General features: G+C 67.0%; 16 protein-coding genes. 8 read left to right on the top strand and 8 right to left on the bottom strand.

Annotated features, from left to right (window positions below):
• Positions 1–80 precede the first annotated feature (80 nt).
• A complete protein-coding gene (locus B9C43_RS01395) occupies positions 81–1,037 on the top strand; it encodes a LysR family transcriptional regulator (protein ID WP_084424243.1) in 957 nt (318 codons plus the stop codon).
• Here B9C43_RS01395 and B9C43_RS01390 read toward each other — a convergent pair.
• The 5 genes from B9C43_RS01390 to B9C43_RS01370 all read right to left on the bottom strand — a co-directional run bounded on the left by B9C43_RS01390 (position 1,009) and on the right by B9C43_RS01370 (position 8,568).
• Positions 1,009–2,274, bottom strand: a complete 1,266-nt coding sequence (locus tag B9C43_RS01390) for a CAP domain-containing protein (RefSeq protein WP_084424242.1) — start codon at positions 2,272–2,274, stop codon at positions 1,009–1,011. The genes B9C43_RS01395 and B9C43_RS01390 overlap by 29 nt on opposite strands.
• A 15-nt stretch (positions 2,275–2,289) precedes the next feature.
• A complete protein-coding gene (locus B9C43_RS01385) occupies positions 2,290–3,846 on the bottom strand; it encodes a PEP-utilizing enzyme (RefSeq protein ID WP_084424241.1) in 1,557 nt (518 codons plus the stop codon).
• Positions 3,847–3,912: 66 nt separating this feature from the next.
• On the bottom strand, positions 3,913–6,648 hold the full coding sequence (locus B9C43_RS01380; protein ID WP_084424240.1) for an ATP-binding protein: 2,736 nt from the start codon (positions 6,646–6,648) through the stop codon (positions 3,913–3,915).
• Positions 6,649–6,664: 16 nt separating this feature from the next.
• A complete protein-coding gene (locus B9C43_RS01375) occupies positions 6,665–7,921 on the bottom strand; it encodes an FAD-binding oxidoreductase (RefSeq protein ID WP_160096240.1) in 1,257 nt (418 codons plus the stop codon).
• Positions 7,922–7,980: 59 nt separating this feature from the next.
• Positions 7,981–8,568: a CBS domain-containing protein gene (locus tag B9C43_RS01370; protein ID WP_235038387.1), complete on the bottom strand. Its 588-nt coding sequence runs from the start codon at positions 8,566–8,568 to the stop codon at positions 7,981–7,983.
• 143 nt (positions 8,569–8,711) lie between these two features.
• On the opposite strand from B9C43_RS01370, the gene B9C43_RS01365 reads away from it, so the two are divergent.
• Positions 8,712–10,205, top strand: coding sequence for a GAF domain-containing sensor histidine kinase (locus tag B9C43_RS01365; RefSeq protein ID WP_084424238.1), 1,494 nt, complete (start codon positions 8,712–8,714; stop codon positions 10,203–10,205).
• A 2-nt stretch (positions 10,206–10,207) separates the two neighbouring features.
• Here B9C43_RS01365 and B9C43_RS01360 read toward each other — a convergent pair whose 3' ends face one another.
• On the bottom strand, positions 10,208–11,071 hold the full coding sequence (locus B9C43_RS01360; RefSeq protein ID WP_084424237.1) for an AraC family transcriptional regulator: 864 nt from the start codon (positions 11,069–11,071) through the stop codon (positions 10,208–10,210).
• A gap of 124 nt (positions 11,072–11,195) precedes the next feature.
• Between B9C43_RS01360 and B9C43_RS01355 the strand changes: the two genes are divergently transcribed.
• Positions 11,196–12,278, top strand: a complete 1,083-nt coding sequence (locus tag B9C43_RS01355; RefSeq protein ID WP_084424236.1) for an aldo/keto reductase — start codon at positions 11,196–11,198, stop codon at positions 12,276–12,278.
• Here the strand turns inward: B9C43_RS01355 and B9C43_RS01350 are convergent.
• On the bottom strand, positions 12,275–13,108 hold the full coding sequence (locus B9C43_RS01350) for an alpha/beta fold hydrolase (RefSeq protein ID WP_084424235.1): 834 nt from the start codon (positions 13,106–13,108) through the stop codon (positions 12,275–12,277). The two genes, B9C43_RS01355 and B9C43_RS01350, sit on opposite strands and share 4 nt — an antisense overlap.
• A gap of 38 nt (positions 13,109–13,146) precedes the next feature.
• Between B9C43_RS01350 and B9C43_RS01345 the strand changes: the two genes are divergently transcribed.
• From B9C43_RS01345 to B9C43_RS01325, 5 genes are all read left to right on the top strand, one after another.
• Positions 13,147–13,686, top strand: a complete 540-nt coding sequence (locus B9C43_RS01345; RefSeq protein ID WP_084424234.1) for a CGNR zinc finger domain-containing protein — start codon at positions 13,147–13,149, stop codon at positions 13,684–13,686.
• A gap of 256 nt (positions 13,687–13,942) precedes the next feature.
• A complete protein-coding gene (locus B9C43_RS01340; RefSeq protein ID WP_160096238.1) occupies positions 13,943–14,425 on the top strand; it encodes a DUF6789 family protein in 483 nt (160 codons plus the stop codon).
• Complete coding sequence (locus B9C43_RS01335) at positions 14,422–15,030, top strand: hypothetical protein (RefSeq protein ID WP_084424232.1); 609 nt, start codon at positions 14,422–14,424, stop codon at positions 15,028–15,030. The genes B9C43_RS01340 and B9C43_RS01335 overlap by 4 nt, the downstream gene beginning before the upstream one ends.
• Positions 15,027–15,479 (top strand): hypothetical protein, encoded by a 453-nt coding sequence (locus B9C43_RS01330; protein ID WP_084424231.1) that lies wholly within the window; start codon positions 15,027–15,029, stop codon positions 15,477–15,479. The genes B9C43_RS01335 and B9C43_RS01330 overlap by 4 nt, the downstream gene beginning before the upstream one ends.
• Positions 15,466–16,065: a hypothetical protein gene (locus tag B9C43_RS01325; protein WP_084424230.1), complete on the top strand. Its 600-nt coding sequence runs from the start codon at positions 15,466–15,468 to the stop codon at positions 16,063–16,065. The genes B9C43_RS01330 and B9C43_RS01325 overlap by 14 nt, the downstream gene beginning before the upstream one ends.
• Here the strand turns inward: B9C43_RS01325 and B9C43_RS01320 are convergent.
• Positions 16,062–17,270, bottom strand: a complete 1,209-nt coding sequence (locus B9C43_RS01320; protein ID WP_084424229.1) for a serpin family protein — start codon at positions 17,268–17,270, stop codon at positions 16,062–16,064. The two genes, B9C43_RS01325 and B9C43_RS01320, sit on opposite strands and share 4 nt — an antisense overlap.
• Positions 17,271–17,291: the final 21 nt, after the last annotated feature.

The following is a 17,291-nucleotide window of genomic DNA, read 5'->3' as shown; positions in this document are numbered from 1 at the left end:
GAGCCGAGAACACCGAGCCGGATCAAACAAACGACACGCTCACCGCCACAACCAACAATTGTCGTCTACCGTGTGCGGGTGTGAGCGACCTTGATCTGGCAGCGATACGCGCCTTCGTCGCCGTCGCGGACTACAAGCACTTCGGCGAGGCCGCCGCCGAACTCGGCATCACCCAGCAGGCCGTGTCACGACGCATCGCCAAGCTCGAAGCGGACTTCGGCACCGTCCTGCTGTCCCGGCTGCGCTCCGGCACAACGCTGTCCAAGGAGGGCGCCGCGTTCCTCCCGCACGCCCGCAACCTGCTGGCCATTGCCGACCAAACGGCAGACATGTTGCGCCGCAAGCGATTGCCGCTGCGAGTAGACGTACTCGACACACGGATCGCCGCCACGGAAGTACTGCGCGGGTTTCACGGCACAACCGATGTGGAGCTGGAGATCGTGACCTCGCGCGGGTTGCGAGTCGCACGGGAGTCCCTGAAGGCGGGCACGATCGACGCGGCGTTCGCCCGCGTACTCGGGTCGTTGGACCAGGACGGGATCACCAGCGTTCCGGCGTGCTTCGACCCCGTCGAGGTCCTCGCGAACGCAGGCCACCCGCTCGCGAAAAGGCGGAGCGTGTCGATGGCCGAATTGTCCGAGTGGACGATCTGGATGCCGGGAAATGTCCCCGGCAGCGAGTGGGCGGATTTCTACGAGCACGTCGCGGCCGAATTCGGATTGCGCATCGACACCCGCGGACCCGATTTCGGCTGGGAGGACTTCGTCCACCGGTTCACCGGGCCGACGGACCTGCTCAGCCTGGTCGGCGAGTCCTGCAGGCTGCCGGAATACCCGGGTGTCGTGCGCATCCCGGTCGACCCGCCGCGGCCGTGCTACCTGTCGTCGCTGCTGTGGCATCGCCGCAAGCCACATTCGGCCCTGCCCAAGCTGATCAGCTATGTCCGGCACACCTATCAGCCGCCGCGACCCGAGGACGTGTGGCTGCCGGCCTGCGACTGGGCACTGATCAGTTCACAGCGGTCAGCGAGAACGTGACCGTGCGCGGTTCGGGCCCGGTGTCCACTGTGGCCGTGACCTGAATGGTGCCGAGGGCATCGGCGACGCCAAGTGCCGAAGCGGTGCCGTCTTGATCCGTCTTGACCTGCACGCTCTGTGCCGGCCTGCCGCCATCCAGCGCGGCGCGGGCACCTGCGCCCGCCGCCGCGAAGGTCACCGTCACACCGGCGACCGGGACAAGGTTTGCCTCGCTGACCCGCACCCGCAGCAGCCGCGGGAACACCACGCCAGAGCCAGGCGGCTTCTTCGCGGTTTGGTTGTCGCCCTCCAGGATGCCAAGGCCCACGGTGGGTTTCGGGAACAAGGCGCTGGCGGGCGCGAGGGCGAACCCGATCTGGCCCAGTACCTTCGAAGCGTTGTTGTTCGCCGGGGTCACCGACCCGAACAGCGCGCGAATACGGTGCCATTCCGGGATTTTCAGGCTGAACGCTGCCGAGGTGTCCGCGTGGTTCCGCGAGCCGAACGGGCCGTAGGTCTTGCCGAGCTTGGTCTTGAAGCTCATCTGCTGGACGTAGTGACCGACGAACCACTTCCCGTGGAATCCGGCGACTTCGACGATCGGGTCGTGCCGGGCGATCGGTACCTCGCTGATCGTGCCCGTCTCCGGCGGGATTCCGCGGCCGCCGTGCTCGCCAAGGGCTTCGTCTCCGTAGACCGCCGTTATGCTGTCGACAACGTCACCCCAGCGCAGAACCAGCTTCGTGAGGCGCTTGCCCTTCTGTTCCAGCGCCTTCGCCTGCTCGGTGTCGTCGAAGGTCGCTGAGGCGACACCGACCGGGCCTACCGTGGCCTGGTTCGAGAATGGCGCTGCCTGGCCACCGTAGTTGCCCGGCGGGTCGTACCGGAAGACGTACAACGTGGTGCCGTCTGTCCTGTTGTAGCCGCCGACACCGATCTTCTTGGTGTCCTTCCACACCATTTGTGTGTAGTGGCCCCACGGTTTGTTGCCGTAGGCCGTCTCGCCGTGGTACAGCTCCCGTTCTTCGTACATGCCTTCGATCGCCCATTGCAGGGTGTCGGCGCGGGAGATGTTCTCGCCGTACGGCGTGTCCGAATGGACCATGTCGCCGTTGGCGATGCGGTCGGCCCAGTCCTGTGCCCCGCTGGCCAACCCGTCGTCCCACACCAGCCCAGGCAGTCCCACCTCACTGCGGTACTGGTTGTGCATGTCGAGAACCAACTGTTTCTCGGCAGCACTCAAGCTGCTCGCTGTCATCACGCACTCCCCTAGTTACTTTGTGGACAGATGGACGGTTCCGCCGGAGCCGTCCACAGTGACGATCTGACCGTCACGTACTTGGCTGGTCGCGTCCCCCGTCGCGACAACAGCAGGGATCCCGAACTCGCGGGCGATGATCGCGGAATGGGAAAGAGGCCCTCCCTGGTCGGTGACAAGCGCGCCCGCGCTGCCGAGCAGCACCGACCAGACCGGCGGCAGGACCGGGCAAACGACGACATCGCCCGCACGCAACTTGTCGAAGTCGTTCCCGTCACGGATCACGCGCACCGGGCCGCCGTACTTTCCTGCCGACGCGGGGACTCCGGTGATCGTGACGCTGCCGGTCACGTGCGTCCGCGTATTCCCGGCGGGCGCGGCGATCTGGTCGAGCGCCCACCAGAAGGCCTCATTCACCTGTCGTGCCGCTTTCGGCAGTGTGTCCATAGGCAGCGGAGGTGCTGGCGCTCCGTAGGTCGCGGGGCCGGGGTTGGCCAGCGCCCACGCTCGCTCACCGCGGCGTCTGCGGGCCTCGGCGCGCTGATCATCGCCGTCGCGGAGCGCAGCGAGGAGCTCGGATACTTCAAGGAAGAACACGTCATCGGTCTCGTCGAGCTGGCCACGTTCCGCAAGCCTGCGCCCGGCGACAAGCGCCGCGATTCGCAGCAAGGCGAGCGGAGTGCTGATGGTCAGGACCTCGTTCTCCTCACGGACCGGATAGGCCGCCAGGGCCCGCGCGTAGTCCTCATCGAAGCGCTGGCTGCGAGGTACCTGGTTGAGCAGTTGCCCGGCTCGCGCACGCGCCTTGGCCGGATCATGGGCGCGTCGGTCGCGCACCAGGTCATGCAGGACTTCAGGCCGTTCGGCCAGTGTCGGATCAGCAAGGTCGTATGTGAGCGCTCGATGGCCGAACCGCTGCACGTACTCGGCGAAATCAGCCTCGGTACGCACCGATTCCAGCGCCAACGCGGGTTCTGTGGAACTGGTGGACGTACCCGCCAGCAACTCGATGCTGCGGCCGACGTCCCAGCCGAGGAGCTCGCGACAGGTGGCGTCGAACATGCCGAGCGCCACCACAACCGCGCCCCACAAGCGGAAGTGGATCTGGCTGCCGTCATCGCTGAGCGCCAGCGCCGACTCGTAGTGCTTGGCGAGCTCATCGTCGGTCAACGCCTCAAGATCCACGTTCTGCAGCGCGGCAATGCGCTGGGACAGCTCAGCACGCCATCGGTCACGCCAGCGACACACGAGTTCGCCCGCGACATCGGTCCGCACCGCGGTGATGCCCGCATGGACCCGTTGCCGCAGCTTGGGAATCGTCGTGTACAGATCGGGTACCAGTGACGCGGGTGGCGGCGTGCCGACCTTGTCGACCAGCGGCACCACCCGCAGGTACAGCCAGCCGCCGATCTCCTGCACGTCGAGTGTGTCGAACAGGAAGCCCATCTCGCCGGCGACCACCCGCAGCCATTTCCGGTGCTGCCAGAACGGCCTGGTCAGCGGGGTCACAGGAAGTGGGGCGTGTCCGGATTCCCTGACCCAGAAGCCCGGCGGCGGCTCGATGCTCGGCATGGACACAGCATGCTGAGCCAACGGGCTCGGGCACCATCGGTCGGCATACGTATCGGCGGTGTGCGATTACGTATTCGACGAGCGGATGTACCGGGCGAGTTCCTGGCGTGACTTCAACCCGAGGCGTCGGTAGATCTTCTCCAGGTGTGTGGTTACAGTACGTGGGCTGAGGAAAAGCTGCTTGGCCACAGCGGCGTTGGACAAACCTTGTGCGACAAGTGATGCGACCTCGGCTTCGCGGGCACTCAACTGCCCCGCCGGCCGGTCCTTCGGCTTGGGCCGTGCCCCGAGACGCCGGAGCAACCGGCGAGCTTGGGCCGATTTCGCCACGGCGTCAAGGTCGTCGAAGACTGCCAGCGCACGGGTCGCCGCCGCGATGGCGGTATCCGGGTCCGTCGCGGCCACCACGTTCGCGCGGTCCAACTGGCACGCGGCCGCGTCGAACGGAAGGCCAAGCGAGTCCAGGGCATCAGCCGCTTGGGTGAAAAGTCCGCGTCGCCAGCCGGCGACTGCGGCGGCGTAGGGAAAACCGAGCTTGTCGAGTTCGTCGAGCACGTCGTCACCCAGGTCGGCGCGCACTTGCAGATGCAGCACGGGCATCGCGTACGGCCCGGTCGTCGGCGCCAACCGGGCGGCAGTTGCCCTGTCGTCCCGAGCGAGCGCTGCCTGAGCTGCGATCACGTCCAACAGCCGTCCCAGCCGCCGGTCGCGATAGTTGGCGGAAGCCTCCGCGAGGCACGATTCGGCCTCGGCCACGTCACCCCGGTGTAGCAACACCATCGCTCGCGCGGCCAAGGCGAGCGAGATCCCGCGTGACACGTTGAACCGGTGCCCCAACGCCAACGCCCGGTCGGCCAACGCGAGCGCACTGTCCCACGCGCCCGCCTGGAACTGAGCGAGCGCACAGAACGCGGTGGGCAGCACTTCGAGCATCGGCAGGTTGGCGGTGCGTGCCCGCTCGATGGCGAGGGCAACCCGGCGTACGACCGCCGCGTGCTCGCCACGGCCAAGTGCCGTGCCAATCGAAATGAGGTGCAACGTGACCACGAGCTCGGCATCGGCCAACGCGGTGATCTCCGCGATTGATTCATCCACTTCAGACTCTTCAACCGTGCCGACACCGTACCGGGTCAGTTCGAGCCTGCCGTAGCGGGCGAGAGCCAATGCCTTGGGGTGTCCCGAACACGCGCCGATCCGTTCCAGTTCCGCGACTTCGGCGAGGACCGCGGGCAGCTCGTCCCGGCGAGTGTGCAGGACCAGTGCGATCTGGGCGATCTCGATCCGCAGTTCGGTCGCGTCCAGATCACCGAGTACGTCAGCGGCTTGGATGAGGTGGTCCTGCGCTTCGACCAACTGCCCGGCATCGGTCTCCGCCTGCGCGAGCCGCATCAGGCAACGAGCACGCTCATGCGGATCGGTCGCGTCCACGGCCGCGTCCCACCACGCCGCGACGGCTTCATCGGTCCGCCCGGTGAAGGACGCGGATTCGGCAAGCCACGTCAGCAATTGCGGCACGAGGTCGACGCGGCCGAGACGCTTCGCGAGCTTCAACGCCGCCCGGGCGTGCTGCAGTCCCTCATCTCCGGCGCGACGGGCCACCGCGTGTTCAGCACCTGCCGCGAGAGTCTCCAACGCGCGTGCCGGTTCGATCGCCGTTCCGGCCAGCCCGACGTGATGGGCGAGTCGACTGACGGCCACAGGACTCCGACGGGCGATCGCGTCCGCCGCGGCTGCGTGATACGGCTGGCGGGCTGATGGTGTCAGTCGGGCGTACACGGCCTCCGCGAGCAGCGGGTGGACCGTGCGATAGAGAACTTCGCCGTCGGCCACGTCCTCGATGAGGAATGTTCTGAGCCGCGTAAGGCTTCCGGGGAGGTCAATGGCGGAACAAACTGCGCCCAGGACGTCCGCGGTCGCGGCGTCGGCGCAGACGCTGACTGCCTCGAGCACGGCACGGTCCGTCGCATCCAGACTGTCCACGCGCTCTTCGAACAACTCCACGACACTCGTTGGCACAGCGCCAGCGGCGTCGGGACCGAGCACCCAACGCCCCGCGCTGCGAAACAGTTGCCCGCCTTCCCGCAACGCGAGCGTCAACTCCTTCACGAACAACGCCACGCCACGCGACTTGTCCGTCAGCAACTCCAACACCGGCGTGGGCGGCGAGTCACCGAGCAACTCGGCCACCATCGCAGCCACCCCAACCGGAGACAACGGCAACACAGGCACTTCGACCAACCAGCCACCGCGCCGCAGCGACACGAGCATCGCCCGTACTGCCGCGCTCGCCTCGCTCGGACGGTAGGTGAACACGATCAGGCACTTGGTGTGCGCGGCCGCCCGTCCCAGGTAATGCAATACGTCCAAAGAGCTCGGATCCGCCCAGTGCACGTCATCCACGAGCATCACCACCGGTTGCTGCTCCGCCGCATCTGCGACCAGCGAGGCGATCGCCTCGAACAACCGAGTCCGCTCCAGTCCGGCATCACCGAGTGCGGGTGCCGTGGACATCCCGCCGAACAAACGCCCGAGGTCAGTCGGTTCCGCTGCCGCACGGATCAAGGGCCGCAACGCTTCCACAACCGGCGCGTACGACAAGTCCGATTGGTACGCACACGCCGTGCCGCGAAGGCCCCGGAATCCACGGCGCGCGGCCATGTCCAAAAGAGTCATGGCGAGACGGGACTTGCCGACACCCGCTTCCCCTGCCAGCGCGACCACCCGGCCGACACCGTCGGCTACTTCGTCGAGCACCTCATTGATCGCCGCCATCTCACGTTCACGGCCGATCAGCGCTGCCACTCGAACAGCATGCCATTCACGCCGGTTTGATGTTCATCGTGCGGTGGAAGACGTTGGCCGGGTCGTAGATCGCCTTGATCTCACGCAGCCGCTGGTAGTCGGCAGCCGTGTACGCGGTCTCCACGGCGTGCGGGTCGTGCAGCGACGTCGGGAACGACCCACCTGTCGTGTACGGCCAAAGCCGCTCGGCCGCGCTCTGCGGGCCGTCCACCACGATCGAGAACGGCACGTGGCGGTGCCCTGCCGGGCTGGTGCCCCTGGCGATCGCGCCGCCCCAGTAACGGATCTCGATGCCGTTGGCCTCGCCGGCGATGTCGGCGATCGTGTCGATCAGCTCGTCGGACAGCGAAGTGGACAGGTCGAAGTTGCGTGGCGCGGTGCCGGGCACACTCGCCTGCGGAACGGCCACTTCGGCGAACGTGTCCTGCACCGGCGTGCCTTGCCACAGCGGCCGCAACGCCTTCTGCCCGGCCTCGGCGTCACCGGCATACGTCGCTCGAATGGCGACGTGCTCGCCGACCAGGGCGACCGAGCAGGTCAGCTCCTCCGGCATGGCCGGCACATAGTCCCGATAGCGCGCCAGCAGTTCGGCCGCGCCCGCGATGGGGAACAGCGCCTGGCCCGCGTAGACCTCCTCGACCGGGTGCAGCTGGATCTCCAGTGACGTGGTCACGCCGAAGTTGCCACCACCACCGCGAACCGCCCAGAACAGTTCGGGGTTGCGGTCGGCGGTCGCGGTGACGAGCTCGCCGTCGGCGGTCACCAGCGTCATCCGCAGCAGGTTGTCCGCGCCCAGGCCGTACTTACGAGACAGCGCACCATGTCCGCCGCCCAGCGTGAACCCGGCCACGCCGACGGTGGCCGACGAGCCGGACACCGGTGCCAGCCCGAACGGCGCGGCCGCGGCGAGTACGTCGCCCCACACCGCGCCCGCGCCCACCCGGGCGATCCGCCGGTCCGGGTCGACCAGCACACCGGCCATCCGGGAGGTCTTCAGCAGCAGCCCGCCGTCGGACGGCACGTACGTCCCGTGCCCGGTGGACTGCACCGCGAGGGGAAGGCCTTGATCTCTGGCCCAGGTCACCGCCGCTTGGACATCGGTGGGGCCGGTGACCTCGGCGATCACGACTGGCCGCGCGTCGAAGGCCGGGTCAAGGGAGGCGCGCTGGGTGTCGTAGGCGTCGTCACCCGGCCGGTGGACCTGGCCACGGATGATCCTGCTCAGGTCGGCGTTGATCCGGGGGCGGCGGGCGAGTTGCTGCGGGGTCGTCATGCCCGTTCGTCGAACGGGCCGGGGCCGGATCGACATGGCCGGCGGAAGTTTTCTCCGGCTCAGTTGTCCGGCTCGTCGTTCCAGACGTAGTCGAGGCGATTGCGGACGTCGACCACGCCGGGAATCGTGGTGATCAGCCGGGCCGCGATCGCCACCTCGCTGCGTTTGCCCAGCTGGCCGTTGAGCGTCACGGTGCCGTTGTGCACCGACACCACGACCGCGCTCGGGTTGACCCAGAGGACTCGCTGGAACACCTCCCGTTCGACGTCGTGCCTGATTTCCTCGTCCGAACGCAGGAACACGCGCAACAGGTCCCGGCGGGACACCACGCCGACCAGCCTGCCGTGGTCGATCACGAACAACCGCCGGACACCGCGCCGGTTGAGCTCACGCGCCGCGAAGCTCACCGATTCGTTGGCGTCCACCGCGCGGACCGGCACGGTCATCAAGTGCAGTGCCCGGTCGGTCGTGCCCCCGATCAGGTCCTCGGAGGCCACAACTCCGATCGGCACGCCGTCGCGCCCGACCACCGGCACGGCGCCGATCTGATGCTTGGATATGGTCCGGGCGATCTCCTTGCATGAGGCATCGGGTGTCACGGCGACCGGGTCCTTGGTCATCACCATGGCGACCGTCAGTTCTCGCATGACCACCTCCGCTCTCGCCGCTCACGGTATGCACCTTTTGCCGCGTCAGGTCAGGGCCCAACTGCCCTCCGCTCTTAGGGTCTAAAGACTCTGCTGTGCGCGATCGTTCGGTGGTCTGCAATGGACACCGGCATGATGGGGGCATGGAGCCGGACTTGCCCCGGGGGCGCCGTTTTCTTCAGGCGATGACGGCGATGCGGGCCGGCCGGAACCTGCCGGAAGTGCTGCGGGAGATCGCCAGAGGCGCACTGGATCTGGCCGGTGGCCGGTACGCGGCGCTGGGCCTGCTGGATCGTGAAGGTGAACAGTTCACCACCTTGGTGCACGTCGGCTTGGACGAGCAGACCGCCGCGACCATCAACCCGAAATGGTCGGGCGACGACGTGCTGACCGCTCCGGTTCAGTTGCAGGACAGGACCGTCGGCTACCTCTATGTCGCGGCCGACGAGTTCACGCCCGCCCAACGCCAAGCCATCGAAGCCATGGCGCTCTCCGCCGCGTTGGCCGTGCGGGACTACCGGCAGCTTGAGGAATCCCGGCGCCGCGAGGCGTGGCTCCAGGCGTCCAACGAGATCACCGCGGCCTTGCTCGGCGGGCAATGTGACGACGAACTGGGCTTGATCGCGCAGCACGCAAGGGAAGTCGCCGGCGCGCCGATGGCTGCGATCGCGTTGCCCGACGAAGACGGCGAACGGCTCGTTTTCAAGGTGGTGCAGGGCGTCGAGCACCTCACCGGCACCCCGGTCGAGATCGAGGGAACCGCGTCAGGGCTCGTTTTCCGGACCGGGCAGCCCGTGCTGATCGACCACTACGGTGAAGCCGCCGCGAGCTGGCAGGGCGACGACGGCAAACTGTTGAAGAAGCTGGGTTCCGCCGCGATCGTGCCGTTGCCCGCCGGTGACGAGCCACTTGGCGTGCTGCTGTTGGTCCGGTTGCGGCACGAGCCGCTGTTCGAGCAGGCAGACCTGGATCTGTTGCGCAACTTCGCCGCACACGTGGCGATGGCCGTGCAGTACTCCAGGGCCCGGGCTGATCAACAGCGGCTCGTGGTGTTCGAGGACCGTGAACGCATCGCTCGCGACTTGCACGACCTGGTCATCCAACGGGTGTTCGCGACCGGCATGGCGTTGGAGGCCGCGGCTGCGGTGATCGCGACGGATCCCGAGGACGCGGCAACCCGAGTCCGCCGGGCGGTGGAGGACTTGGACACCACCATCCAGGAGATCCGCACGACGGTGTTCGCCCTGCAGCACCAATCGACCGAGAGCCTGCGCTCACTCGTACTGGCCACAGTGGACGCTGCGAAGGCAGCGCTCGGTTTCACGCCGTCACTGCGATTTCGTGGTCCCGTTGACACATCAGTGCCCGGGGAGGTCAGCGAGCAGCTGCTTCCGGTACTGCGCGAAGCACTGTCCAATATAGCCAGACATGCGCGTGCGACGACGGCGTCAGTCGAGGTTGCCCTCGGCGGCGACCTCATGTTGCGGATCACCGACAATGGCGTGGGCATCCCGGAAGGTGGCCGTCGCAGTGGTTTGGCGAACATGTCCACTCGCGCCACCCAGCTCGGTGGCACGTTCACCACCGAGTCCACCAACTCCGGCACCACGCTGTGCTGGCGCGTCCCATTGCCGTGAGATCACGGCAAAGTCCGTGCGCGCAGACGAACCGCGTCCTGGCTGGGCGGGACGCCGAACATGCGGCGGTACTCCCTGGTGAACTGGGACGGGCTTTCGTAGCCGACCCGGTGCCCGACTCCGGCGACGTCGTCGGGCCGGGACACCAGCAGCGTCCGGGCTTCCTGCAGCCGGATGCGTTTCTGGAACTGCACCGGGCTCATCGTGGTGACGGAACGGAAATGCCGGTGGAACGCCGAAGAGCTCATCGCGGCCAGCCGGGCGAGGTCCTCGACGCGCATGGGCTGCGCGTAGTTGTCCCTGATCCACCGGATGGCCCGGTTTACGTGGGTCAGGGCGCTGTCGGCGAGACCGATCTGGCGGATCATGTCGCCGTGCGGGCTGGTGAGCAGGCGCCAGAGGATCTCCCGTTCGATCATCGGCGCGAGCACTCGGGCGTCCGCGGGACGGTCGATCAGGCGTAGCAGCCGGGCGATCGGATCGAGCAGGTCGAAGCCGGCCTCGCCGGTGGCGATCGCCGGCGTTCTCACACTTGCCGCGAACGGCAGTTCCAGCAGCAGCGGGGCGATCACGGCGGGCTTGAGCACCAGGCCGAGCCCCAGCGCCGGGGTGTCGAAGAAGTGGCCGGTGACCGGCAGATCCGTGGTGACGACGAGGAACTGCCCGGCTCGGTACTCGTGCACCTGATCACCGAGCAGCAGCCGTTTGCCGCCCTTGGCCAGCATCACGAACAAGGGCTCGGTCAGCGAGTAGTCGGGCTCCTCGTCGTCGACGACCGACAGCATCAGCCCGTCGATCGGCGTCCGCAGGTCGGATCGGGCATGCCGGTGGATCAGCCCGCGGATCTCGTCAAGCAATGCCTGCATGGCTGTATGGAAGCATCGTGCCAGCCAGGCTACAAGCCTGATCGAAGCGTACCCGGCAGGATTGTGCAAGAGCGCGCCTCGATTGGTCTACCGTGGCCGGGGCCGTCCACGGTGGAATTGAGTCATGTCACTCGATCGCTACGTCACACTCGGCAAGTCGGGGCTGCGCGTCAGCCCGTTCGCACTCGGCGCGATGACCTTCGGTGAGGATCCCGGCGGTGCGGGCAGCAGCGTCGCCGAGGCGGAGAAGATCCTGACCGCCTACCTCGACCTCGGCGGCAACTTCATCGATACGGCCAACTTCTACACCAACGGCCACTCCGAGGCGATCCTCGGCGACTACTTCGCCGCGCGGCCGGGGCGGCGCGAGCGCGTGGTGCTGGCGTCGAAGTTCTTCGGCAACATGTACCCCGGCGACCCGAACGGCGGCGGCGCGGGCCGTTCGTCGATCATCGCCCAGCTGCACGAGACGCTGCGCCGCCTGAAGACCGACTACCTCGACCTCTACTGGCTGCACAACTGGGACCGCAGCACCCCGGTCGAAGAGACCATGCGCACGCTCGACGACCTGGTCAGCACGGGCAAGATCCGGTACATCGGGTTCTCCAACACTCCCGGATGGTTCACCGCACAGGCCCAGACCACGGCGCTGCTCAAGGGCTGGACGCCGCTGATCGCCTTGCAGGTGGAGTACTCGCTGCTGGCCCGTACCGTCGAAGGCGAACTCGCCCCGCTCGCACTCGACCAAGGCATGGCCCTTGTGCCGTGGAGCCCGTTGAAGAACGGCTTCCTGTCAGGGAAGTACCGGCGCGGTGCGCACGTCACCGACTCCGCACGGGCAGCCTTCGTCGGCGGCCCGGCCGAGGCCGAGTTCGTGGTGATCGACGCGGTCGCCAAGATCGCCGAGGAGCTCGGGACGACATCCGCGGCCGTGTCGCTGGCGTGGTTGCGTGCCCGCGAGGGCACCGTCGTGCCGATCGTCGGCGCTCGGCGCCTTGACCACCTGACGGACAACCTCGCCGGGAGCACGGTCACTCTCACCCCCGAACAGCTGAAGACACTGGACGAGGTGTCCGCACCGGCACTGAACTACCCGGCACCGATGCACGGCGCACAGCGCCGGATGCTGCAGTTCGCAGGAGCCACAGTGGACGGCCTGCCGTCCGATGTGTACCCACCGCTTCTGATGAGCGACGTCCGGTACTAACCCAGGAATCGCTTGAGGTGGTCGACCACAATGGAGGGTTGCTCCTCCGCGAGGAAGTGCCCGCATTCGGCGATGGCCGAACCGGTGACGTTTTCGGCGTAGTCACGCCAGATCTCCAGCGTCGGCAACTGGCCGAGCAGACCGGTCGCGCCCCATAGCGCCAGCACGGGGATGGTCAGCTTGCGTCCCGCATCGGCGTCATCGTGCTCGGCGTCCGTCGGGAAGGACGCGCGATAGTCGTCGAAGCCCGCCCGCAGTGCACCTGGCGCGGAGAACGCCTTGATGTACTCGTCGGCGGCTTCGAGGCCTTGCCGCTGATAGGTCCAGCGTTCGAAGAAGTACCCCAAGTACGCCGCGATGTTCTGCCCGGCAAGCAGTTCCGGCAGGTCGGGCTGCAGGTGGAAGAGCCAGTGCCAGTAGCCACGCGCGGTGTCCGCGGTCATCCGCCGCCACATCTCCCGTGTCGGGATGATGTCGAGGACCGCGAACCGGTCGATCTCGTCGGGGCGGTCGAGTGCCCATCGGTGCGCGACTCTGCCGCCCCGGTCGTGTCCGACCACGCTGACCCGCTCAAATCCCAGCCCACGAACGAGCTCCGACACGTCGGACGCCATCGTGCGCTTGTCGTAGCCGTCCCGGGGTTTGTCGGTCAGCCCGTAGCCGCGCAGGTCCGGGGCGATGACGGTATGCGTCGCCGCCAGGTCGTCGAAGATCTTGTGCCAGCAGTAGGAGGTCTGCGGCCACCCGTGGAGCAGCACCACGGGCGGCCCGTCGCCCGCGTGCCGGTAGTGCATCCGGATTCCGTTCACCGTCGCCATCGCTGAGTCCATACTTCTTTCTAACCGTATGAGGGGGTTAGAATCAAGGGGTGGACTGGATCTTTGACGGCGGCCGTCCCTGCCTCGATTTCGTGAACACGCTGCGCGACCGTCACTTGAGCGGCCGTGAACTGCTGACCGAGCCTGCGGCACTGGCGGAGTGGCTGCTCGCCGCGGGCCACGCCGACCGTCGTCACCGAGTCACAGCGGACGACTTGGCCCTGGCGCTCCAGCTCCGCGAAGCCATCGACCGGCTGGCCCGCGGGCTGACGCACGCGGCCGATGTCCGGCTGGTCAACAAGATCGCAGCCGACCTGCCCGTTCCTCACCTGCGGATCGACGCCGACGGACCCAGGCGAGAAGTGCGTTGCTCAGCGGGGCCGATCAAAGCTGTACTGGCCGAACTGGCCGCCGACGCCATTGACCTGGTCGCCTCGGGTGGCGTGGTCCGCATCTGTGCTTTCGACGACTGCGGCGTGCGTTTCCACGACGCCTCGCCGAAACACAACCGTCAATGGTGCTCCATGACCCGATGCGGCAACCGCGCCAAGGCGCGTGCGCACTACGCGCGCCGGAAATCGAACTCCTGAGGGCCCGTATTTAGGCGGATTTGTCACGCGCCCGCAGTGTGACAATGGACAGCTGGGAACGCCATGACCCGTGGGAGGCAGGGTGCGTGGGCGAACATCGGTGCCATCGGCCGCGTATCGGGAGGACCGCCGCCTTTTCTTGGTCACCGTGGCCGCTGCGGCGACGTCAATCGCCGCACTGCTCCTGCATCTGGCCGGTGCGATTCGCATGCCCTACACACTGACATTTGTCACATTACCTGGAACGATCTTCCTGATGGCGCTGCTGATTTTGGCGCGCCGCGTCAATCGCCCGGTCACCATCAGGCGGCTGCAGGTCGGGGCCATCGCTGGTGTGCTCGGGCTCGTCGCGTACAACGCAACGCGGTGGGTGGTGGCCGAGTTGCTGGCACTGCCGAATTCACCGTTCTACTCGATCTACATATTCGGCAGCCTTATCACCGCCCAAGCCCCCGACACGACAGCCGCGATTGTCGCGGGATGGCTTTACCACGTCAGCAACGGGATCACTTTCGCGATCATGTACACGTTGGTCGCCGGGCCCGCACGGTGGTGGTTCGGATTGTTGTGGGGATTGGCACTGGAAACCGCCATGCTGGTCGTCTATCCGTCGAGCGCGATTCTCCGCCCACCCGCACTCGCTTCTTTCGTTGTCGTGAGCCTGATCAGCCACGCGGTGTACGGCGCGGTCATCGGGCTCGTCTCCCAGCGGTACGCCCGGCTCCGGAGTGCCCCATGAGCAAGCGTTTCATCGCCGTCTTCATCGCGTACGTCGTGTTCTTCGCCTGGCTGGACTGGATCATGCACCGCAGTCTCGTCTTCGTCATCGTCGTCGGCGGTGGCCTGATCATCGTGGTGCTGAACAAGTCCCGCATCGGCAAGCTGATCCTGTCCGGGATGTGGGCACGCCCGTTCGTCGAGCGCTGGCAGCGACTGCCCGAGCACGTGCGCCAGTACTTGGTGTCCACCACGCCGTTGCTCTACTTCCTGTTCCGCGGCCAGGGCACCTCGGACGGCGGAGCCCTGGTGGTCATCGCCGCGTTGCTGGTGAGTGGCGCGTTCGTCTTCTTCGGACACGTGATCGACCCCAAGTTGCAGTCGTTCTACGCCAGGCGGGACAAGATCCTCGCCCGGCCGGTGCGAATGGTGCTCGCACCGGTGCTGGCGATCCTGATCGCGTTCCTGGTCGTGCACGGGTCGCTGGCCGACCTACCCGCGCTGTTCGGCGGCGAGACGTCCTCGCCGCAGTCGCCGATGGGGCTGTCCGGGCAGTTGTTCCTGGCCACGTTGCTCGCGGCGGTGTGTACCGCGTTGCTTCTGCGCGAAGGTGGTGAGCAAGCGTGATCAGAATGCTGCTGGCTGTGTTGGCCCTGGCCGCATCAGTGTTGCTGGCGTTCAGCCCGTCTGCCGCGGCGGACAACTGCGACATCTTCATCAACCCGGAGGACTGCCAGAACACCGGGTGGACGGTCGGCGTGGTCGCCACTCTCGCCAGCGGTGTCGCCGTCGCCATCGCGGCAACGCGCAAGACCCATCACGCCGAACCACCACCACCGCCGCCACCACCAACATCGCCAACACCAACGCCGCCGCCACCTCCCCCGCCGATCGGCAAGCAGCAACGCCGCGACGAGGACACGATCGAGGGCATCGACGTGCGCGGCGAACTGGTCCCTCCGGCAGTCGAAGCGCGACCACAAGGCGAAACCGGGAACACCGTCTCGATCCGGCTGGAGGTCAACACCGACCCCGGCACGCAGAGCGCACAGGAGGTCAACCGTGGTCCCCGTTGAGCTCAGCCACACAACCTCGGTCCGGGCGATCGCGTTCGGCGCGACGGGCAACGACACGCTGCTCGCGGCCATGCGGTCGAGAATGCCGCAGGGAGGCATCGCCGAAGCCCATCTGCGTGGCCGGCGCACCCTGCCGCCGGCGTCCTACCGGATGCTCAACGGCCGGATCCTGGAAACCGCACTCGGCTTCCTCAACGAGGACATCAGCGCTCCCTTCCTCGCTGGTCTGGGCAAATACCGGGAACTGGCCACAGCCGCGGCGGACACCCGGGCCAACCCGCAGAGCGAGACGGTGGTGTCGCTGGTCGACCCGTACGAGATCAACTCGACCCAGCAGCCGTACGTCGCCCTGATGGTCAACGACTCCGAGATAGCCAGGGTCACCTTCGAGATCACGCTCGCGTTCGGGATGTTCGCGACCGCGGTGGCCGTGCGCCGCGGCGCGATCGAGTCCGTCGACTGCGAAGCCTGTTCGCTGAAGGTGACGCTGAAGCTGGTGGGCTGGGACCCGGAGCTGATCACCAAAGAGGTGCACCTGCGCGTCCGGTTGCCCGTCAACCCGCCGATGCGGATCCCGCTTCCCTAACCTGCCGTCGGATCGTTGATGCGCCCCAGGAACAAGGGCGCGCCGGTGGCCGTGTCGGTGATGACGAAAATGAACGGCCGGTCCACGGTCACAGTTCGCACGGCCGGAGCCGACACGAGCTGGGCGTCGACACCCGTTGCGGCTGCAGCCTCCGTACCTTCCTCGTCGACCTGGACGAAGGTCTTGTGCTGCACCGAGTCGACGCGCAGCGGTTCCTGCTCGGTGATTGCGCTGAAGTCGGCCGCTGCCGAGAACGCCAGCGGCATCCCCGCCGCCTCAAGGGTCTTCTTCAGATCCATCCCCGAACGCGCCGTGAACTTGGGCATCGCCAGCTGGACGTCCGCCGGTTGAACCTCGCCGAGCACCGTCGCGATTCCCTTGGCGCGCAAGGCATCAGCCGATGAAGGAAGGATCACGGTGAAGGCGAGCTTCCCGCCCCGGTACGGCAGCGTGACCACCTGATATCCCGGGCCTTCGGCGTAGCCGAGCGGAGCCTTGGGTTCCTTGAGCGGATCGTTGCGCATCATCGGCACGCTGACTGTCGATCCGTCGGCGCGGGTGAACGGCTCGTTCCTCGTCCTGTCCTTAGGGAATTCGCGTGCCCACGCGGCCTTCAGGTACAGCGCGTTGGTGAGCACGACGCGGGTGAGCGGAGTGATCGACGTCGGCGGGAACAGGTCCGGGATCTTGCCCGCGGTCTGGTCTTCGACGGTTTTGTTGATCCGGGCGCGGGCACCGTTCGAGTCCTTGACGAAATCCGCCTCGTTCATCGCGGCGCCGAACTGGTTGCGCAACGTGTCGGTGAAGCCGGGTTTGAGAGCGAGCCCCTGCTGTGCCCAGACGGTGTTGGCCACCTTGAGGTCTGTCAGATCGAACGCGGGCATCCGAGGTCGTACGCCTTCGGGCAGGTGCAACACCTTGTTGATTTGCGCGGCGGTCTCCCCCGCCGCGCCCGCGCCGACCATCTGCAACGCCAGCGACACACTCGCCGGGGACACCACCAGGTTGGGCTTGTCCGCCAAGGTCGGTGAAGTCAGCAGGTCCAGCCCGAACGTGTCCATGGCCGCGACCAGTTCGGCCATATCCGTCGGCACCTGTTGCGCGACGGGAAGGGCAGGCGGCAACGGCTCAGCGGGGGCTTCCGCGCCACATGCCGTCACCAGCAAGATCAACCCGAGTGCTGCCAACCGTGTCGAGACCGCCATATCTGTAAGACGGCCCCGACA

This window comes from Kibdelosporangium aridum (genome assembly GCF_900176515.1).
Lineage (GTDB): Bacteria > Actinomycetota > Actinomycetes > Mycobacteriales > Pseudonocardiaceae > Kibdelosporangium > Kibdelosporangium aridum.
Note: the sequence above shows the minus strand (reverse complement) of the source record. Positions and strands in the feature narration are given on the sequence as shown.

Excerpts from the sequence above, each read along its gene's own strand:
- B9C43_RS01390 (WP_084424242.1), bottom strand. The coding sequence starts at position 2,274 with ATGACAGCGAGCAGCTTGAGTGCTGCCGAGAAACAGTTGGTTCTCGAC.
- B9C43_RS01385 (WP_084424241.1), bottom strand. The coding sequence starts at position 3,846 with ATGCCGAGCATCGAGCCGCCGCCGGGCTTCTGGGTCAGGGAATCCGGA.
- B9C43_RS01375 (WP_160096240.1), bottom strand. The coding sequence starts at position 7,921 with ATGACGACCCCGCAGCAACTCGCCCGCCGCCCCCGGATCAACGCCGAC.
- B9C43_RS01370 (WP_235038387.1), bottom strand. The coding sequence starts at position 8,568 with ATGCGAGAACTGACGGTCGCCATGGTGATGACCAAGGACCCGGTCGCC.
- B9C43_RS01365 (WP_084424238.1), top strand. The coding sequence starts at position 8,712 with ATGGAGCCGGACTTGCCCCGGGGGCGCCGTTTTCTTCAGGCGATGACG.
- B9C43_RS01360 (WP_084424237.1), bottom strand. The coding sequence starts at position 11,071 with ATGCAGGCATTGCTTGACGAGATCCGCGGGCTGATCCACCGGCATGCC.
- B9C43_RS01355 (WP_084424236.1), top strand. The coding sequence starts at position 11,196 with ATGTCACTCGATCGCTACGTCACACTCGGCAAGTCGGGGCTGCGCGTC.
- B9C43_RS01350 (WP_084424235.1), bottom strand. The coding sequence starts at position 13,108 with ATGGACTCAGCGATGGCGACGGTGAACGGAATCCGGATGCACTACCGG.
- B9C43_RS01340 (WP_160096238.1), top strand. The coding sequence starts at position 13,943 with ATGGCGCTGCTGATTTTGGCGCGCCGCGTCAATCGCCCGGTCACCATC.
- B9C43_RS01335 (WP_084424232.1), top strand. The coding sequence starts at position 14,422 with ATGAGCAAGCGTTTCATCGCCGTCTTCATCGCGTACGTCGTGTTCTTC.
- B9C43_RS01320 (WP_084424229.1), bottom strand. The coding sequence starts at position 17,270 with ATGGCGGTCTCGACACGGTTGGCAGCACTCGGGTTGATCTTGCTGGTG.